This window comes from Vibrio sp. 9-16B-A1 (assembly GCF_056726165.1).
Genome location: NZ_JBSDZD010000004.1, coordinates 24,504 through 40,201, shown reverse-complemented (window position 1 = coordinate 40,201; position 15,698 = coordinate 24,504). Strand labels below are relative to the sequence as shown.

The 15,698-nt window shown below is 53.5% G+C and carries 12 protein-coding genes; 6 read left to right on the top strand and 6 right to left on the bottom strand.

Translation table 11 applies throughout. The annotated features are described in order from the left end of the window. Nucleotide 1: 1 nt before the first annotated feature. From ACVB80_RS08200 to ACVB80_RS08185, 4 genes are all read right to left on the bottom strand, one after another. Nucleotides 2-1,663 carry an ABC transporter ATP-binding protein/permease gene (locus tag ACVB80_RS08200; RefSeq protein WP_481081075.1) on the bottom strand — a complete coding sequence of 554 codons (1,662 nt, stop codon included), beginning with the start codon at nt 1,661-1,663 and terminating at the stop codon, nt 2-4. After that, nucleotides 1,663-4,446, bottom strand: coding sequence for a M16 family metallopeptidase (locus ACVB80_RS08195; protein WP_481080799.1), 2,784 nt, complete (start codon nt 4,444-4,446; stop codon nt 1,663-1,665). The genes ACVB80_RS08200 and ACVB80_RS08195 overlap by 1 nt, the downstream gene beginning before the upstream one ends. 51 nt (nt 4,447-4,497) lie before the next feature. Then, nucleotides 4,498-6,837, bottom strand: a complete 2,340-nt coding sequence (locus ACVB80_RS08190; protein WP_481080798.1) for a TonB-dependent receptor — start codon at nt 6,835-6,837, stop codon at nt 4,498-4,500. Nucleotides 6,838-7,140: 303 nt separating this feature from the next. Next, nucleotides 7,141-8,013, bottom strand: coding sequence for a patatin-like phospholipase family protein (locus ACVB80_RS08185; protein WP_481080797.1), 873 nt, complete (start codon nt 8,011-8,013; stop codon nt 7,141-7,143). A gap of 273 nt (nt 8,014-8,286) precedes the next feature. On the opposite strand from ACVB80_RS08185, the gene ACVB80_RS08180 reads away from it, so the two are divergent. Then, entirely contained in the window at nt 8,287-10,668 is a 2,382-nt protein-coding gene (locus ACVB80_RS08180) for a cellulose binding domain-containing protein (protein WP_481080796.1), read from the top strand. 6 nt (nt 10,669-10,674) lie between these two features. Here the strand turns inward: ACVB80_RS08180 and ACVB80_RS08175 are convergent, their stop codons facing one another. Continuing rightward, entirely contained in the window at nt 10,675-11,736 is a 1,062-nt protein-coding gene (locus tag ACVB80_RS08175) for a PQQ-dependent sugar dehydrogenase (RefSeq protein ID WP_481081074.1), read from the bottom strand. A 79-nt stretch (nt 11,737-11,815) separates the two neighbouring features. After that, nucleotides 11,816-13,048: a C45 family autoproteolytic acyltransferase/hydolase gene (locus tag ACVB80_RS08170; RefSeq protein ID WP_481080795.1), complete on the bottom strand. Its 1,233-nt coding sequence runs from the start codon at nt 13,046-13,048 to the stop codon at nt 11,816-11,818. Nucleotides 13,049-13,143: 95 nt separating this feature from the next. Here ACVB80_RS08170 and ACVB80_RS08165 point away from each other — a divergent pair, with 95 nt between their 5' ends. From ACVB80_RS08165 to ACVB80_RS08145, 5 genes are all read left to right on the top strand, one after another. After that, entirely contained in the window at nt 13,144-14,025 is an 882-nt protein-coding gene (locus ACVB80_RS08165) for a LysR family transcriptional regulator (protein ID WP_481080794.1), read from the top strand. A gap of 87 nt (nt 14,026-14,112) precedes the next feature. Then, on the top strand, nt 14,113-14,619 hold the full coding sequence (locus tag ACVB80_RS08160; RefSeq protein WP_481080793.1) for an MgtC/SapB family protein: 507 nt from the start codon (nt 14,113-14,115) through the stop codon (nt 14,617-14,619). Between the two features lie 10 nt (nt 14,620-14,629). Further along, on the top strand, nt 14,630-14,896 hold the full coding sequence (locus tag ACVB80_RS08155; RefSeq protein WP_481080792.1) for a TfoX/Sxy family DNA transformation protein: 267 nt from the start codon (nt 14,630-14,632) through the stop codon (nt 14,894-14,896). Then, a complete protein-coding gene (locus ACVB80_RS08150) occupies nt 14,897-15,325 on the top strand; it encodes a VOC family protein (RefSeq protein ID WP_481080791.1) in 429 nt (142 codons plus the stop codon). A 41-nt stretch (nt 15,326-15,366) separates the two neighbouring features. Beyond that, a complete protein-coding gene (locus tag ACVB80_RS08145; protein ID WP_481080790.1) occupies nt 15,367-15,693 on the top strand; it encodes a nuclear transport factor 2 family protein in 327 nt (108 codons plus the stop codon). Nucleotides 15,694-15,698: the final 5 nt, after the last annotated feature.

The window sequence follows — 15,698 nt, the reverse complement described above, 5'->3', positions numbered from 1 at the left end:
TTTACTCCTGGGGCTGCGGGACGGCAAATGCATTGAGGTCCAGGTGTTTCTCAAACAAAGGACTCAGGTGACGCTGGTGAGAGACCATCAGCAACTGGCTGCCGGGCAGCTCTTCTTTAAGAAGACGAATGAGTTCGCTGGCACTGTCATGGTCCAGGTTGCTGGTTGCCTCATCGAGGATGACGACCCCGGGTTTCTGGAGTAAGGCCCGGGCAACAGCCAGCCTTTGCTGCTCTCCCGGGGAAAGCCGCAGAGCCCATTCATCACTGGTTTCCAGTTGCTGACAAAGCCGGCTGAGTCCCGCCAGTGAGAGTGCCCTTTGCATGGATTCCTTCGGCCACTGGTTTGGCTGAGGGTAAGCCAGACACTGCGCCAGTGTGCCACCGGGGAGGTAAGGACGTTGCGGAAGAAGCAGGCTGCTCTGTTGTGGCAGAGTCAGTGAGCCCTGATAAAAAGGCCAGATCCCGGCCAGGGTGCGCAGCAGAGTGGATTTGCCCAGCCCGCTGGTTCCGCTCAGAAGCAGCGAGTTGCCCAGCGACCAGCTCAGCCCCCTGAGCAGAGGTCTGCCCTGAGGTGTGGCGATGGACAGCTCATCGCAGCCCAGCTGGCCTGAGTTCGCCGGGGATTGCACCGGAGAAAGTTCATCAATAGCGGTCTGGAACTGACTGAGCCGTTCAACGGTTGCACTCCAGCGCGCCAGGTCATCATATTTGTGCACAAACCAGCTCAGGGAGGCATAGACTTTCATAAAGGCCATGCGGACCTGAAATACCCCACCTATGGTGATGGTTTTGGCGATCAGGGCCGGAATAGCGGCAAAATAGGGTAGCATTTTGGCGATCTGATGATAGGTAAGAACGACAAAATTGAGCTTTTTTTCCCGTTCCATCAGTGCACGCCAGTTACCTGCGATGGAGGAAAACTCCTGCAACAGTGTTTGACTTTCCTGCTTCTCCCCGGCGAGCAGTGCAATCTGTTCTGCGTGATCCCGTTTACGTACCAGGCTGGCCCTGAAATCCGCTTCGCGGCGTTGTTGCCCATAGTAGAGACGGTGCAGTTTACGGCCAATAATATGGGTCAGTCCGGAGCCAAATGCGGCATACGCTATTGCCAGCCAGAGCAGGTAACCCGAAAGCGGGAAGTCCACTACCGGCAGGATAAAGTCACCAGATAGCTCCCACAGTACCAGGCTGAATGCGGCCAGCGTAGCAACGTGTTGGATCAGTCCCAGTACCAGGGTGATACTGTCACTGGCCAGCAGCCTGGCATCTTCTGCGATACGCTGATCCGGGTTGTCGGGTTCGCCGCTCAGCGTCAGGCGGTAATAGTTTTTGTTCTCCAGCCACTGCTTAAGAAGCTGTTCGGTCAGGCTGGTACGCCAGCGCAGTTCTGCCCACTTCTGCAACCAGGTGGCATAAACCTTTAAAACAACGATGACGGCTATCAGGGCCGCAAACTCAAACAGCAGGGGATAGATGCTGTCCACATCGACGGCGGCAAGCGCATCGATAAAGTGCTTGTTCCAGGTGGTGAGTTGGACCAGGATCTCAACCACCACCAGCTTGGCAATGATGCAAAGTGCCAGGACCAGCCAGCTTTGCCAGCTGGCCAGGTTTAACCAGAACGGTGCCGCTATCTTGCCGAACTGACGCAGGATATTCATCACGCTTTTTCCTTGTTGGCTGGCAGCAGGCGGGCATCGATCCAGTTGGGTGTTGAGAGAACTTCGTTGATAAGCCGGTTCACTTCATCCAGTCTGACCTGATCCAGTCGCTGGTGAAAATCGCTGACGGTGGGGATTGGCTCCTGGTACATCGCCGCTTCTTTCACCCAACTGATGCGCTGGCGATCTGTTACTGTTTCTTCGGTCAGACCTGTGCTCATCTGATCCAGGGCGGTGGTCAGCTCCTCTTCAGAGACGCCATTTTGACGGACTTTCGCCAGTATTTTCTCTGTCATCTGGTGCAGTTCTTTTGCCCGCTCCGGAGCATGGCTGTAGCTCACCAGGCCAAATGCCTGCTGTCGTTCTCTGTCCAGCCTGATCCCAAAGCGTACGCTGTAAACGCCCCCGGCCGCTTCGCGCAGTGATTCGCGCAGCCGGGTCGAGATGATCCTGCTGGCGAGGCTGGCAGTGAGTTCGTCCTGATAGTTAAAGGTTCGTTGCTGGTTAAACAGCAGGCTGGTGACGGCCATTGGTTCATGGCCTGCTTCAATCCGGACCTGGTGCGTACCCGCAGCCAGTGGAGGCAGGGCAACAGGTTCGTAAGTCTTACCCGCCGGAAGATTGCCAATATAACGGCTGGCAAGCCCAATTACCTGCTCAGGGTCTGCGTTGCCGACAATGATCAGCTGGTGCCCGCTTGCGCTTTTGGTCAGTTTCTCCCAGGCGTTCAGAATATCTGATGAGTGTATCTTCCGGAGTTCCTGCTCTGTCATGGTTATCCGCATGGGATTTTCGTTAAAGCGGAGCTTGTCGATGGCAAGGTTAAACTGGCCGTCAGCGCTCTTCTGACGGTTTTGAATGCCACGGCTCAGCAGGCGTTGGGTGGTTTCCCACTGTTCCGGGTTGTCGCTGGCCTGGGTTATCTGCAGATAGAGGTTTTGCAGCCAGTTTTCCAGATCCCCGGTTGAGGTGTTGCCCAGCAGTCCGTGACGGTCCTGACGAACAAATATCATCATTCGGCTGGCAGTACCGGCATTGACCATGTTGAGCTGGTTGTAATCCAGTCCGCCATAGCCGAATTTGCCCAGGTGGCGGGCCTGATGAGCGGCGCGGCGCAGTTCCTCCGGAAGGTGCTGGCTGCCGCCCCAGCCCTGATACTGGATCATAAGCTGGCTCGGAGTTTCGTCACTTGGTTCAAACCAGACCTGGCTGCCATTCGCCAGTTGCCAGATATGTACTCCCTGCTCGATACGGTGGCTGATGATTTCTGTCTTCGGTGGAATGTTGCTCATCAGGGTATTGACCGGATCTATCGCCTGCAGCTTTGCAGGAGGGTTTGCCAGAGCCACCTGCCAGTGTTTGCTTAACCAGCCGGCATCGGGAATCCTGGTGCTGTTTTCCGGGGTGATCTGGGCGATGATAACCGGCTGCTCCTGTTTCACTATCTGCTTAAGGTGAGCATTAATTTCAGAGAGCTCAATGCTAAGCGCCTGTTGTTCAATCAGACCGGCGAGCTCAGATGGGTCTGTCAGCGGCTTTTGGCTGCGGAGGTTGTTGAACACCGACATCAGAATACGGCGGTTGGTGGTGTCAGTCAGGCTGTCGGCCATTTGCTGACGACGGGAAAGCAGGTTCGAGCGTTCGTTATCCAGGTCCGACTGGCTGAAACCGTGTTCGGCAAAACGACTGACCTGAGTAAACATCTCCTCCGCCGCTGCCTGATAGTCATTGGTTTTTAGCAGCGCCATCACGCGGTTATTGCGGTATCCGGTCGCAACAGGGCGTGACATGGCGATCAGTTTGCTGACGTGTTCACTTTCAGTCTGATAGATTTCGCGCAGACGCTTGTTCAGCACAGCCATCGTCAACTGATTTACCAGTTGTGCCCTGAGCGTTTCTTCATTTTCAGCAACAGGCTCAGGGGCCCGGAAGTTGAATGAAAGCACTTCCGTAGAGATTTCCGGATCTTCAATAAGGTGCAGTGTCAGCTCAGAATTGAGTGGTACCGTCAGTGAAGGCCTGTCTGGCAGCGGCTGAGGTTTGAGTGGAGCGAAGTGATGTTCAAGTGCAGTTTTCACCTGTTTCAGTGATGCAGAGCCTACAACGATCACCGTCATATTATTTGGGTGATACCAGTCCTGCCAGAACGCCTGGATGCGTCCGGCATCGATATGGCGAACCAGTTCCATATCACCGATAGGATCGCGTTCGCCAAAGCGGCTGCCCGCCAGCAGGATCTTACGGTTTTCTGTTCCAAGGCGGCCCATCATATTGCGTCCCCGGCGCCACTCTTCTTCAACAACCGGCCGCTCCATTTCAAGTTCACCGGAGTCGAAAACCAGCGCAGATGCCTGTTGTGCCAGCATGTGGAAGCCTTCATTCAGCATGGTGTCGCTGCTGTCCGGCAGATGCAGGAAATATGACGTGGTGTAGTACTCAGTCATGGCGTTTACATCGCGGCCAAATACCATTCCCAGAGACTCCTGATGCTCGATGATCTCATTGGCAGGAAAATCGCGGGTGCCGTTGAAAGCCATGTGTTCAACCAGGTGGGCAATGCCGCGTTGGTCATCCTCTTCGACCAGTGAGCCGGCATGGACTACCAGCTGAACAGAAACCCGGTCAGCCGGGCGTGGATTGTGGATATAGATATAGCGCAGACCATTGTTCAGCTCGCCCTGAACCATATCCTGACGTTCGGTAAGTGCCGTTGATGAGGAGGGGCTTTGACAGCCCATGAGTGCACTGCTTATCAGCAGGCAGGAAAGAATCAATCGTTTCATAGCTACAACCGGAGAATGGGGGCCAAAGCCCCCGGGGTTTTGTGTTTTTGGTTAATTACGTACAGTCAGGTTAAGCCAGACTTCACGGCCCTTACTGTACTTATCTTTGAGGTTTGGTCTGTTGTTGACGTTGGTGCCGGAGGTGGCGATTTTCACGCTTTCATCCAGCAGGTTGGTCACACTCAGGCCAAAGGTAGCGTGCTGGCTCAGGCTTTGTGGCGTCCAGTTCAGCGACATATCCCAGGTAATGAGATCATCCATGGTGTGTGTTTCCAGGGTGTCTACCCGGATTGATTCACCTTCAACTGTCACCGGGGTCAGTCCGGTAAATACGGTCAGATCACCGCCTTTGCGGTAGTTAACCCTGTTGTTCAGGCTCAGGTTTTGCTCTGGCCAGTAGTTGATCAGGTTAAGGGTTGCTTTAACTGGTGCCTGGTAGCCCCGGCTCTTCATCTCATTGCGGCGAATGAGCTCCCCGTCCACCATCAGCCATTCAGCATCGTCACCTGCGTTGAGGTCGTTGTCGCTGTCATAGGTGGCTTTGTTTGCACCATGCCCTTTACGCTGGGTGTAGGAGAGGTCAAATGAGCCATGGAAGTGACTGCCGGCAATCCGGTATGGCGTTTTTGTATCGACAGACAGGCTGTAGAGGTGGGTATCACTTTCCAGGTTATTGAGCAGTTCGTCTTTAACTATTGACAGACCATTACGTTGCTGGCGATAAACGTAGACAGGCTCAACCAGGAAGTTACCAAAGCCGATAAGCCATGATGCGCTCAGTTCGTCTGCGTAAGGTGTTTCAGCTGTATTCAGATCTGCATTTTCATAGTCCGTCACGCTGCTGCAGGTGTAATTGTTGCGGTCATTACTGTCCCAGTTACCGTCATCAGGCGTACAGTTTTTAGACACGGTTTTATACTGGTTTCGTTCCGCATCCATTGCCCATCCAAGCAGAGCATTACTGTAATAACGGGATGCGCCGAGGGTGATCCGGTTATCCTGCGCAAAATACCAGCTGCCCGATACCCGTGGTGAGAATACGGTTTGTTCAAACAGGGCGATACGGTCAACCCGTGCACCCAGGTTGAGTTCCAGTTTTGACCACTCCAGTTTGTCGTTTACAAAGAGACCGTAGTTTGAGGTGCTGGCACTGTAGCTGCCCTGACGATAGTGCGTCATGTTGGTCGCGGTCTCTGTGCCACCTGGTAGTTTTCGGTACGTGAAGGACATAAAGTCGGTATCACGTTCGCCACTGGCTTTGTGGTGGGAAAAATCGGCACCGATATCCAGACTGTGACGAAAATCTGAAGTAAAGAATGGGTCAATTCTCAGAACCGTTTTAACCTGGCTGCTGTGCTGAACTTGTGCCAGGTTGCCGTACCCCCCGAGCATCTCCATTACCCTTGGGGTGGCAGATAAATCGAAGTTGGTGCGCAGGTAGTCGGCATCTGACTCACGTTTATCACTCAGGCGATCGTGGGCCAGGGTAGTTTCCCACAGGCCGATTTCCAGCTCGCCTTCAATCTTCAGGCTGCCGCCGATACCCTGGTGAGTGGAGACACTTTTACTGTTGTGCTGGTAAGCTTCTTTGCTCATGAAACCATTCATGAAGCTGTTGCTGGCATGGCTGCTGTAGCGCAGGTCTGTGGTGGTTTTCCATCTGAGCCCTTCCCACACATGGGTGATGAACAGATTGTCCAGCTTCTGGTCTACGTCCCCTTCCTGCTGTGGAATCGCAGAATCCTGATGGCTCACGTTGATACCAAGCCGGTGCTGGTCGTTAATGGCTCCGCTGAGGTGAATGGAATGCAGCAGCTTTTGGTACTCTGGCTGATAGCGGCCGTCACCATGGCGCGCATCGTTTGAGAAATTCTCATCTTTCCCGGTTGCATTTGGATGGCGGTTCCAGCGGCTGTCCGTCATACGGACAGAGTATTCAGCCGTGAACTCCTTCTCTGGCTTTCGTATCTCTGCGTTGATTACACCACCGGTAAATCCGTTGTATTCAGGAGAGATGTTGTGATCCATCACCTCAACGCTTTCCAGCAAGTTGGTATCCAGATAGTAGCCAGAGGTATGCCCTGACTTAAGTCTTCCCGTACTTTCACTGCCTGACGAAAAAGTCGTGAGGTTGTTAACTCCTATTCCGCCGATGGAATATTTAGTCTGATGAGGTCGGGCACCCGACAGGGAGATTTCTTCCGGGGCCAGGTCACCACCTCTCAGCGCAGAGTCAGCTTCGTTGATACCTGAGCGGGGTTCGTGTTTAACCACCTGAGACAGGGTGCTGTTGTTTTTTGGAGCCTGGGTCAGTGTCTCCCTGTCCAGCAGCGCCTGCTGTTGCCCGGTTTCGGTTTCTGATTCGGGCAGTGTTGTGAGTGTATCGGCCATGGCCTGGCCGCCATATAGTGCCAGACAGATGCTGGCGAAAAGAGGGCTCAATAAAGAATAACGTTCCATGATATTATGCTAATAACAGTGATTATCATTTGCATTATTGATCGGGTTGATACGATCTGCAATACACAGATGGGAAATAAATACATATAAAACACTGGTTTTTATTGAATGTTCGCAAAATTAAGAAACTGATAAATACAGGCGCTCATCCGGTTAACTATCTATAGAAATGGCAAGGCTTAGATGATGATGCTGTCAGGAGTAAGGGTGGGGAACATACCGTTCCCCGTTTGTTCAGAAACAGAAGTAGCAGTTTTCGTCAGTCAGCCCTGCCATGCCCTTCAGGCTTTCCAGGTGCCCGTTGCCTGCGGCCAGGCCCATCTGGTATCCCAGATCCAGACGTTTGCGGCTCATCGTCAGACGCTTCACACCAAAATTTTCCGGTGGCGCAATCACCCGGATCACCGTATCCGCTGGTGGATTACGGATAAAGTCCAGTGACGCATTATAGTTTTCCGCCCGTACCAGCATGGATTCGGCGATGGTCGGGTACCGGCCCAGCAGGCGTTTCATCAGCCAGGGGGCTTTAAGCGGTTTCATCCGGTAGCTGAGCGGATGGGAAAGTACCACGGTAATATCACGCGCCCCGCGCCGGTAGGCTTCACGAACCGGGATGGAGTCGGCTACGCCGCCATCGGCAAAGCACTGACCGGAGAAACACGGCGCCTGACGATAGGCCAGCGGCAGGGCTGCGGTGGCTTCGATGACCTTCTGTACATTATCCATTTGCATCTGGTAGTACTCGGGCTTGCCGGTTTCGATATTGGTGACCGCCGCAAAGAGCGGCATTCTGCTCAGCGCCTGTGGCAGTTCGATGGGAAAGCGGCGGTTGGACTCTTCCCACAGCCATTTCACGTCCACCAGATCCCCGCCTTTGGCAAAGCGGGCCGGGCTGTAAAAACGGTTGTCGGTGGCGAGCAGGGAAATCACATTCTTACTGCGCTGTTCTGCCCGGGATGCATAACCCAGCAGGTTGGAAGCCCCGGCGGAAACGCCAATGGCAAAGTCAAAAGGGTGATAAGCGTTTTGAATAAAGGTGTCCAGTACACCGGCGGCAAAAATACCGCGCATGGCGCCGCCCTCGACGACTAATGCTTTGTTTTGCATAAAATTCCGTGAATTAAGACAGATTATTCCGCTTATATTAACGGCTGAGACTGTAGAGTAAATTCGATTGATGCTATGTTTTTAATAGGGAATACCTATGCACTTTAAGCCCTGCCGGGGCGCCTGAATTGAAGTCACTCGAGAAATTCATGCAACATGCCGTAAGGTAAATTTAAGTTTGGCACCCTTCTCTCCCTTTTGAATCTTTCCGTCTCTGGCACGTGAAGCGCCTCCTACACTCTTGACGGTTAAATCAAAATATAAGGGAAAGGTATGAAACAGATATCCTGTTTATGGCCGCTGATGCTGGTGGCATCCGCGCAGGCAGTTGATGTCTCCTTTGAGCAGACCAGCTCATACTATGGTGGGTTTCGGGGGACGCTGACGATTCTTAATGATACGGCAACGGATATCGACGGCTGGCAGCTGTCGTGCGTGACGGACTTTAACGTCACTGATGCATCCGGGGCTAAATATACTCAGTCAGACCGGCTGGTGTTTGACAATGAGTCCTGGACCAACATCATCGCAGCGGGCAGAACTCAGGCAATCAGCTTCGGTGGTGCGCCGGAAGTGACCCCAAACTCTTTCAGTGACTGTCTGTTCAATCAGCAGGCGGTGGACATTTCCGGTCTGGGAGGGGGAGATGAGGCGGATCCGCATGATGCGAGTAAGCTCTCGGCCAGCTTTAAGATGACTTCCTCTTACGAAGGCGCCTTTCGTGGCAAAATCGTGATTAAAAACAGCGATACCATCAAAACCAGCCGCTGGTCACTGGCGTGTGACAGCGACTTTACCATCACCGATGCCTCGGGTGCTGAATACACCCAGAGTGGTGGCCGGTTTGAGTTTTCCAATACCGCCTGGGGGGCAGAGATCCAGCCTGGCAGCAGCGCGACCATCAACTTTGGCGCGCAGCCGGAATTTACCGATAATGCATTTCAGAACTGTGTGCTCAATGAGCTGGCCACTCAGGTAGCGGTGATTCCCGGCTCGGCTGAGGGGACGGATACCCAGGCAATAGTCCTGCCTGAGCTCGATGCACCCGAACAAATTATCTATCAATACACCATTTCTCAGGGCGCCAGCAGTTTTAAAATCACCGGTGTGACCAATCCACAGGTGATCACCAATAATCCGGAGGTTATCCGGGTGTCAGCGGCGAACGATACCGTCTACCTGACCGGGCTTAAAGCCGGTCGTGCCGGGCTGAAAATATCCGACGGTGCGGGCAAGGTTCGTTATCTGGGGATCCGGGTTCGCAATGCAGATGGCACGCTTCCGCGTATGCCTGACTATCTGGCGGTTGGCTCCGTGTCGGAAGACTCTCCGGCAGATCTCGATTTCTGGAAAGCGTTTGAACCGGGTGAACGCAACAAGCGGGTGGATATCCGTTATGTGTATCTGAACGGTGGCCCGTACCCGCTGGTTCAGGCTGGCTGGGCAACGACCGAGAACAGGCTGAACACCAAAGGGGGCAGGGCAATCAGTTTTATCCGCGAGAGCCTGAAATACGGCATGGTGCCTTCGTTTGTTTACTACAACATTCCTGACGGCAACGAGAGTTATACCCGCAATAAGAGTCACCTGATCAGCCAGGAGTATATGACGGCCTATTTTGCAGATCTGATGTACGCCATCGAAATCATCAACCGTGAAGCGGGGGATGAGCTGGTACAGATGATCCTGGAGCCGGACGCGCTGGGTTATATGGCCCAGAACAACGAAGACCCGCTGACCAGTTACGTCTACACTCAGGCCGCTTATGAGCTGGGTTATCTGACCGACAAAGACCCTGCGTTTTCCAATACACTGACCGGTTTTGTCAGTGCGGTGAACTATCTGATAGAGCGCGAGGCGCCGAACGTCCTGTTTGGCTGGCAGATGAACCTGTGGGCGATTAAACCGGGCGGTTACACCACACCGGTTGGCGTGAAAGGCCTGATGCACATTACCGATGAAGGGCCTGCCCATCAGGGGTATCTGGGCTGGGCGCAGGGACGGGTTAAAATTGACTCTGAAGCCCGCGCTATTACCGATTACTACATGCGTTCAGGGATAGGTACCCATGGCGCTGATTTTGTCTCAATCGACAAATATGGTCTGGATGCGGTGGCGTACGGGGGTGACAGTGCGATAGATGTTGCGGCAGAGCCGGATAAATCCACCTGGTTCTGGAATGCAGACCACTGGAACAACTACCTGCTGTTTGTAAAAGCGATGCGTGAAACCAGCCAGCTGCCGGTGATCCTGTGGCAGATCCCGGTTGGTCATATCAACTCCAGTACTGCCTACAGCCCGTACAGTCCGGATGGCCGTTTCCCGGATCTCTCCAATGAACCGATGAAGTACGAGGACTCAGCGGCCAGTTACTTCCTGGGCGACACCTTTGTTCCGGGCAGTGAGCAGCGTGCGGCGCACTTCAGTCAGAATCAGAGCGGAGACAGCAAGGTTACCCGTCAGGGTGATACTGTGGTGTGGGGAAGCCACATGCAGGAAGCAGCAGACGCCGGTGTTCAGGCGGTACTGTTTGGTGCCGGAGTCGGGCTGAGTACCGACGGCGTGGGCCTGTCACAGACCCATCCGACCGACGGTTATTACTGGATAAGCAAAGTACAGAAGTACTACCTTGATGGTCCTGTTACTGCGCCATAAGGAAAGCTACTTTCGGATTAAGCGGTAGATATTGCCGCTATCTGTGGAGAAGAAGATCTCTCCCTCCGGGCTGATGGTCATGTCGCGCACTCTCTCGCCGGCCTCTTCCATCAGCCTTTCCGATTCACTGAGCTGGCCGTTGCTGATACTGACCACGTTAATGTGAGTCAGCTTAAGCGCTCCGGCCAGCAATTTACCATCCAGCTCTGGGTATTTATCTCCCCGGTACAGTATCAGGCTGGCGGGTGCGATGGAGGGGATGTAAACCAGTTTTGGATCTTCGATTCCAGGCAGGGATCTGGCCTCGCCCACATTCAGCGGCGCCCAGTACTCTTTGCCATGAGAGGTTTTTGCCCAGCCGTAGTTGGCACCTTTTTTAATGAGGTTGATCTCATCGCCGCCCCTTGGCCCGTGCTCAATAGCCCAGAGCTGTCCGGTAGGTTTATCGAACACAATCCCCTGTGGATTTCGGTGACCATAGCTCCAGATCTCCCTTCGGCCATTAGTGCCGTCAAACGGGTTATCCTCCGGCACTGAACCGTCCAGATTCAGGCGAAGGATCGCTCCTGCATGATTGTTTTTATCCTGACCGTTGGGACGTACGCCCCGGTCACCAATCGTAAGAAACAGCTTGTCCCCCTGAAAAGCGATTCGGCTGCCAAAGTGACGGCTGGTATCACTGGCCGCATCCGCGACAAAGATATCGCGCCAGTCTTTGAGCTGGTTTTGCTCAGGCCTTGCGGTTGCAAGCGCCAGAGTAGTGCCGCCGGGGGTGGGTTTGCTGTAGGTGAAATAAAGCGTGTTGGTGGCTTCGTGCCTGGCTACGTCGAGCAGGCCGCCCTGGCCGTTATCGCTCAGGCTTTTAACCGTATACAGAGTCTGCCTGTGGCCGTTTTGGGTGTTCAGAAGAGAAATCCGGCCGTGCTTTTCGGTGATCAGCAGTTGGTGCTTATCAATAAACTCCAGCCCCCACGGGGTACCAAAGCCTTTTGCAATAAGGATTGCGCTGTATTGCTGCGCGCAGAGCTGAGAACTGATGAGGGTAAGAAAGAGCGTTATCCAGCGTATCATTCTGACTCCTTAGTCAGCAAAGCCCACTGGATAACGTATAACCAAAGCTGGCGAAGTTCGCCAGCCGGGATTCAGATTAGTTGCTGAAACACACTTTGCTGTAATCTACCAGGTCAGGGCGATCCGGTGACATGTAGATACAGCCGTTTGGCACGTCCATAACAAAGCTGTAGATGGTACCAAAGTCGTGGCCGCGTGCTGCTTTGGCCAGGATTGGCTGGGTGCGCAGGATGGTTTTCATCGACTCCGGGTTACGCTCGTCTTCCGGCACAATACGGGTCAGGGTATCAGCCATTTCACGGCGTGCCAGCGAGTAGCCCATGTGTTCATTGGCTTTCTGGTAGTCGCCGCCCCAGGCCTCAAGGATCAGCTCGCGGGACTGGGTGCGGTGGTTGGTATGGGTAACCGCACCGTTCACCGGCTCAACGATGTTTTCGTTTGGCTTAGCCAGAACGTTGTAAGCAATGGCGTTGCCTGAGGTGTCGGCCATGGTGTAGTTAAATGGTGATTCGCCCTTGATTGGCTTAAGCATTTCCATTGCCTGTGGAACACTTTCTGCGCGGCGTACCAGGCTGGCAATGATCACAGTGTGAGGAAGGCCGGTTTCGCCGTCAGCCAGGCTGTCTGCAACCAGGGTATTGATGACCAGACCCATCTTCCTGCCCTGTGCACGCCATGCACCGTAGTAGCTGCCTTCAAACATCAGATCCTGACTTTTAACCAGTACGCTCTGACCGCCGAAAATCGAGGCAAAGTCTTCGTTACCACCCAGAATACCGTTGGTCCAGGCTGCAGTGGTACAGCCACCGCGGCGGTTATCCATTTTCAGGAATGCTTTCTCTTTAAGAGCGATTTTGTTGTTCCAGACTTCGTTTACACCAGCGCTGACAGACTCTGCCCACGCGGCATCAACATAGAAACTGGCCCACAGGTCTTCGACTGCGATGCCAGTGAGTTTTGCAAGGCGAAGCACATAAGCGTGCATCTCTGCATCGAATTTCTGAAGTACCGGCAGCTGCTTAGCTGTGGTCGAGCGGAACTGATTGTAATCAGTGAGTGCGCCTTTCATTGACTCAATCTGAGCATTTACCGCATCAACGATTTGCTGTTTACCGACAGTTTTCACCATGACATCGGCGTATGCTTCAGTGAAGGCCGGCACACTTCCGGTGTCAACGACAGTCAGTTCGGTGTACAACGCAGCACGGGACTCGCCAAACAGAGGGCTGTTGATGTTTTCGCCTGCCTGAGCTGTAAATCCTGAAACAGCCAGTGCAGAAAGCAGCAGTGATTTGGTAAAAGAACGCATAATTCCATCTCTTCTTCTTGTTGAATATGGTTTGATATTAAATGTATATTTAGGGCAGGTATTAACTAGTTACTATGCGTTTTACGGATAACCCTATGCTGAACCCAAATCTGCTTGAAGCTTTCATTGCTGTTATCGAACATGGTTCGATGAACCGTGCTGCGAAAGTGATGAACTGTTCACAGTCAACCATCAGTCGTCTTACAGAACAGTTTGAAGATGAAACCGGCCTGACTCTGTTTGACCGCAGTTTTACCTCCCGCAGGATAGTCCTGACAGAGCAGGGGAAAACGATAGAACGGCGGGTCCGGCATACGCTCAGTGTGAACGAAGACCTGTATCACTTTTGCCAGTCGCTGAGCATGGATGTGGAGGTAGAAATGCGCATCGCGCTGCCGGCGTTGCTAGAGCCTGATTTTTCCCGGCGCTTCTGTTCCGCGCTGGTAAAAGCCTTTCCTCATACCCGTTTCACGTTTCTTGAGCCCTCTTTGTTCGAGATCCAGAGTCTTATTCAAAAAGGTGAGTGCGATATTGGTATTAATGTATTTATCTCAGCGTCAGAAGAGGGGATAGGTTCTGTTGGCGTTGGAGCGCTTCCGGCCTGTTTTGTCTGTCATTCTGAGCACAGGATGTATGCGGAGCAGTTTTTGGATATGGATCATCTGGATAAGGAAACACAAATCTCTTTTCTTATGCCGGAGGGGGAAGCGTATAAAGAGGAGCTGAACTACTCTCCAACGGTTATTGAAGCGGCGACGCTGGAGCAGACCATGCTGCTGGCCGGAGCTGGCCTTGGCTATGCAGTGATCCCCCAACACCTGTTGCCATATGCGCAAAAAGAACACGGTCTGGTCCGCCTCAGATCTGAGCTCGATGCCCGGCTGGTTTTCCCCGTCCACGGCCTGTTTCGCCAGGCAGATGCCCACCGGCCGGTCACCCGCTGGATACGCCGATATCTTACAGAAAATCAGTTCTGAACCGGGCTGAAAATTCCTGTTTACAACCCATAAAACCAGGCATAAACTCCGCGCACTTTTTTATCCGTTAGTGAAGGTAACTGCCTTATGTGGTGGCAATATCTGGATGTGTCGCCGTTTGAGTGGTCGTCGATTGGGGCGGCGGTTTTTTGTGGTGCGCTGGTGGGTTTTGAGCGCCAGCGCCGTGGTAAGCCGGTCGGTATTCGTACCGCCTCTCTGATAACCCTGGGAACCTACCTGTTTTTGACCAGCGCGTTCTGGCTTCAGACCGATGGCATGGACCCGTCCCGCGTGGTCGGGCAGGTGATCACCGGTATCGGCTTTCTGGGAGCCGGCGTCATGCTCGCTAAAGACGGGGCGGTGGTGGGGGTAACTTCTGCGGCTACGATTTGGGTGTTGGCCGCAATTGGTGTCATGATTGGTACAGGGCACCTGTTTCCGGCGATGAAGATGTCGGTGCTGGTGGTCAGTATTCTGGTTGGGGTGGATGTGCTGGAGAACCGGCTGAAAAGCCTGACCCGGGGTGTTCACAGTAAAGTGGGCCACCGTTTGTGGCGGCGGAGTAAATCCGCTGGTGAGAGCACAGGAAGCTGAGGAGAGTTAAATGGTTAAGGATGACCTGGCAAGCCTGCCCGGGCTGGGGCCGAAAAGTGCAGCGCAGCTGCGTGAGGTTGGCGTAACAGACCGGGCTGATTTTCTCAGCCGTGACCCTTTCCTCTTATATCAAAGGCTTAAAACGAGAGGTCGCCCGGTGAGTCTCAACTTCCTCTACGCTATGATAGGTGCTCAAACAAACACCAGTTGGCAGAGTGTTAAGCAGGAACAAAAAACCGCAATACTGCTGCGGCTGGAAGAGATGGGACTGATATAGATGGAACCGAGAGTCAGCATTATTACCCTGGGCGTGAGCGATTTGCAGCGCGCGTATGACTTCTACACCGGATTGGGCTTTCCGACCAGCAATAAGGTGGAAAGTGGGATCATTTTCTTTCAGACCGGCGGGGTATGCGTTGCCCTCTATCCGCTGGATAAACTGGCTGAAGATGTATCACCGGAGTGGGGGGCGCAGCGCAGCGGTTTTTCAGGTGTAACCCTGGCGCACAATACCCGCGAACGTCATCAGGTCGATGAAGTGCTGGCACTGGCTGAGCGTTGTGGCGGTAAGATAGAAAAGCCGGCGCAGGATGTTTTCTGGGGTGGCTACAGCGGTTACTTCTCGGACCCGGATGGCCACCTGTGGGAAGTCGCACATGCGGATTTCTGGCAGTTTCACGACGATGGCCGGCTGGTTATCGACTGATTTTAACCGGGCAAGATTTACACTGTAAAAGGAGCAACAGCATGGATGAGAAACTGAAAAACGCCTGCATTGCGTTTTCATGTGGTGACGGAACTGAGCTGTTTGGTTACCTGACGGAAGAGACCCTGTGGCATAACGTAGGCAAAGAGACGCTGAAAGGCAGTAAAACCATCGAAGCGGTGTGCCGCGAGATGCAAAAACAGCCGGTCTACTTGCAGGTTTCCAGCCAGTTTGAGGGCGCCAATCACCTGGTGGTGGAAGGCCATGGCGAGGCGGAAAACCAGTTCTGTTTCTGCGACATCTTTGAGTTTGAGCAGGGCAAAATCCTTGCGATTAAGTCTTATCTGATCGCTCAGCAGGGCGAATAATCCTC

Excerpts from the sequence above, each read along its gene's own strand:
- ACVB80_RS08200 (WP_481081075.1), bottom strand. The coding sequence starts at position 1,663 with ATGAATATCCTGCGTCAGTTCGGCAAGATAGCGGCACCGTTCTGGTTA.
- ACVB80_RS08195 (WP_481080799.1), bottom strand. The coding sequence starts at position 4,446 with ATGAAACGATTGATTCTTTCCTGCCTGCTGATAAGCAGTGCACTCATG.
- ACVB80_RS08190 (WP_481080798.1), bottom strand. The coding sequence starts at position 6,837 with ATGGCCGATACACTCACAACACTGCCCGAATCAGAAACCGAAACCGGG.
- ACVB80_RS08185 (WP_481080797.1), bottom strand. The coding sequence starts at position 8,013 with ATGCAAAACAAAGCATTAGTCGTCGAGGGCGGCGCCATGCGCGGTATT.
- ACVB80_RS08180 (WP_481080796.1), top strand. The coding sequence starts at position 8,287 with ATGAAACAGATATCCTGTTTATGGCCGCTGATGCTGGTGGCATCCGCG.
- ACVB80_RS08170 (WP_481080795.1), bottom strand. The coding sequence starts at position 13,048 with ATGCGTTCTTTTACCAAATCACTGCTGCTTTCTGCACTGGCTGTTTCA.
- ACVB80_RS08165 (WP_481080794.1), top strand. The coding sequence starts at position 13,144 with ATGCTGAACCCAAATCTGCTTGAAGCTTTCATTGCTGTTATCGAACAT.
- ACVB80_RS08160 (WP_481080793.1), top strand. The coding sequence starts at position 14,113 with ATGTGGTGGCAATATCTGGATGTGTCGCCGTTTGAGTGGTCGTCGATT.
- ACVB80_RS08155 (WP_481080792.1), top strand. The coding sequence starts at position 14,630 with ATGGTTAAGGATGACCTGGCAAGCCTGCCCGGGCTGGGGCCGAAAAGT.
- ACVB80_RS08150 (WP_481080791.1), top strand. The coding sequence starts at position 14,897 with ATGGAACCGAGAGTCAGCATTATTACCCTGGGCGTGAGCGATTTGCAG.
- ACVB80_RS08145 (WP_481080790.1), top strand. The coding sequence starts at position 15,367 with ATGGATGAGAAACTGAAAAACGCCTGCATTGCGTTTTCATGTGGTGAC.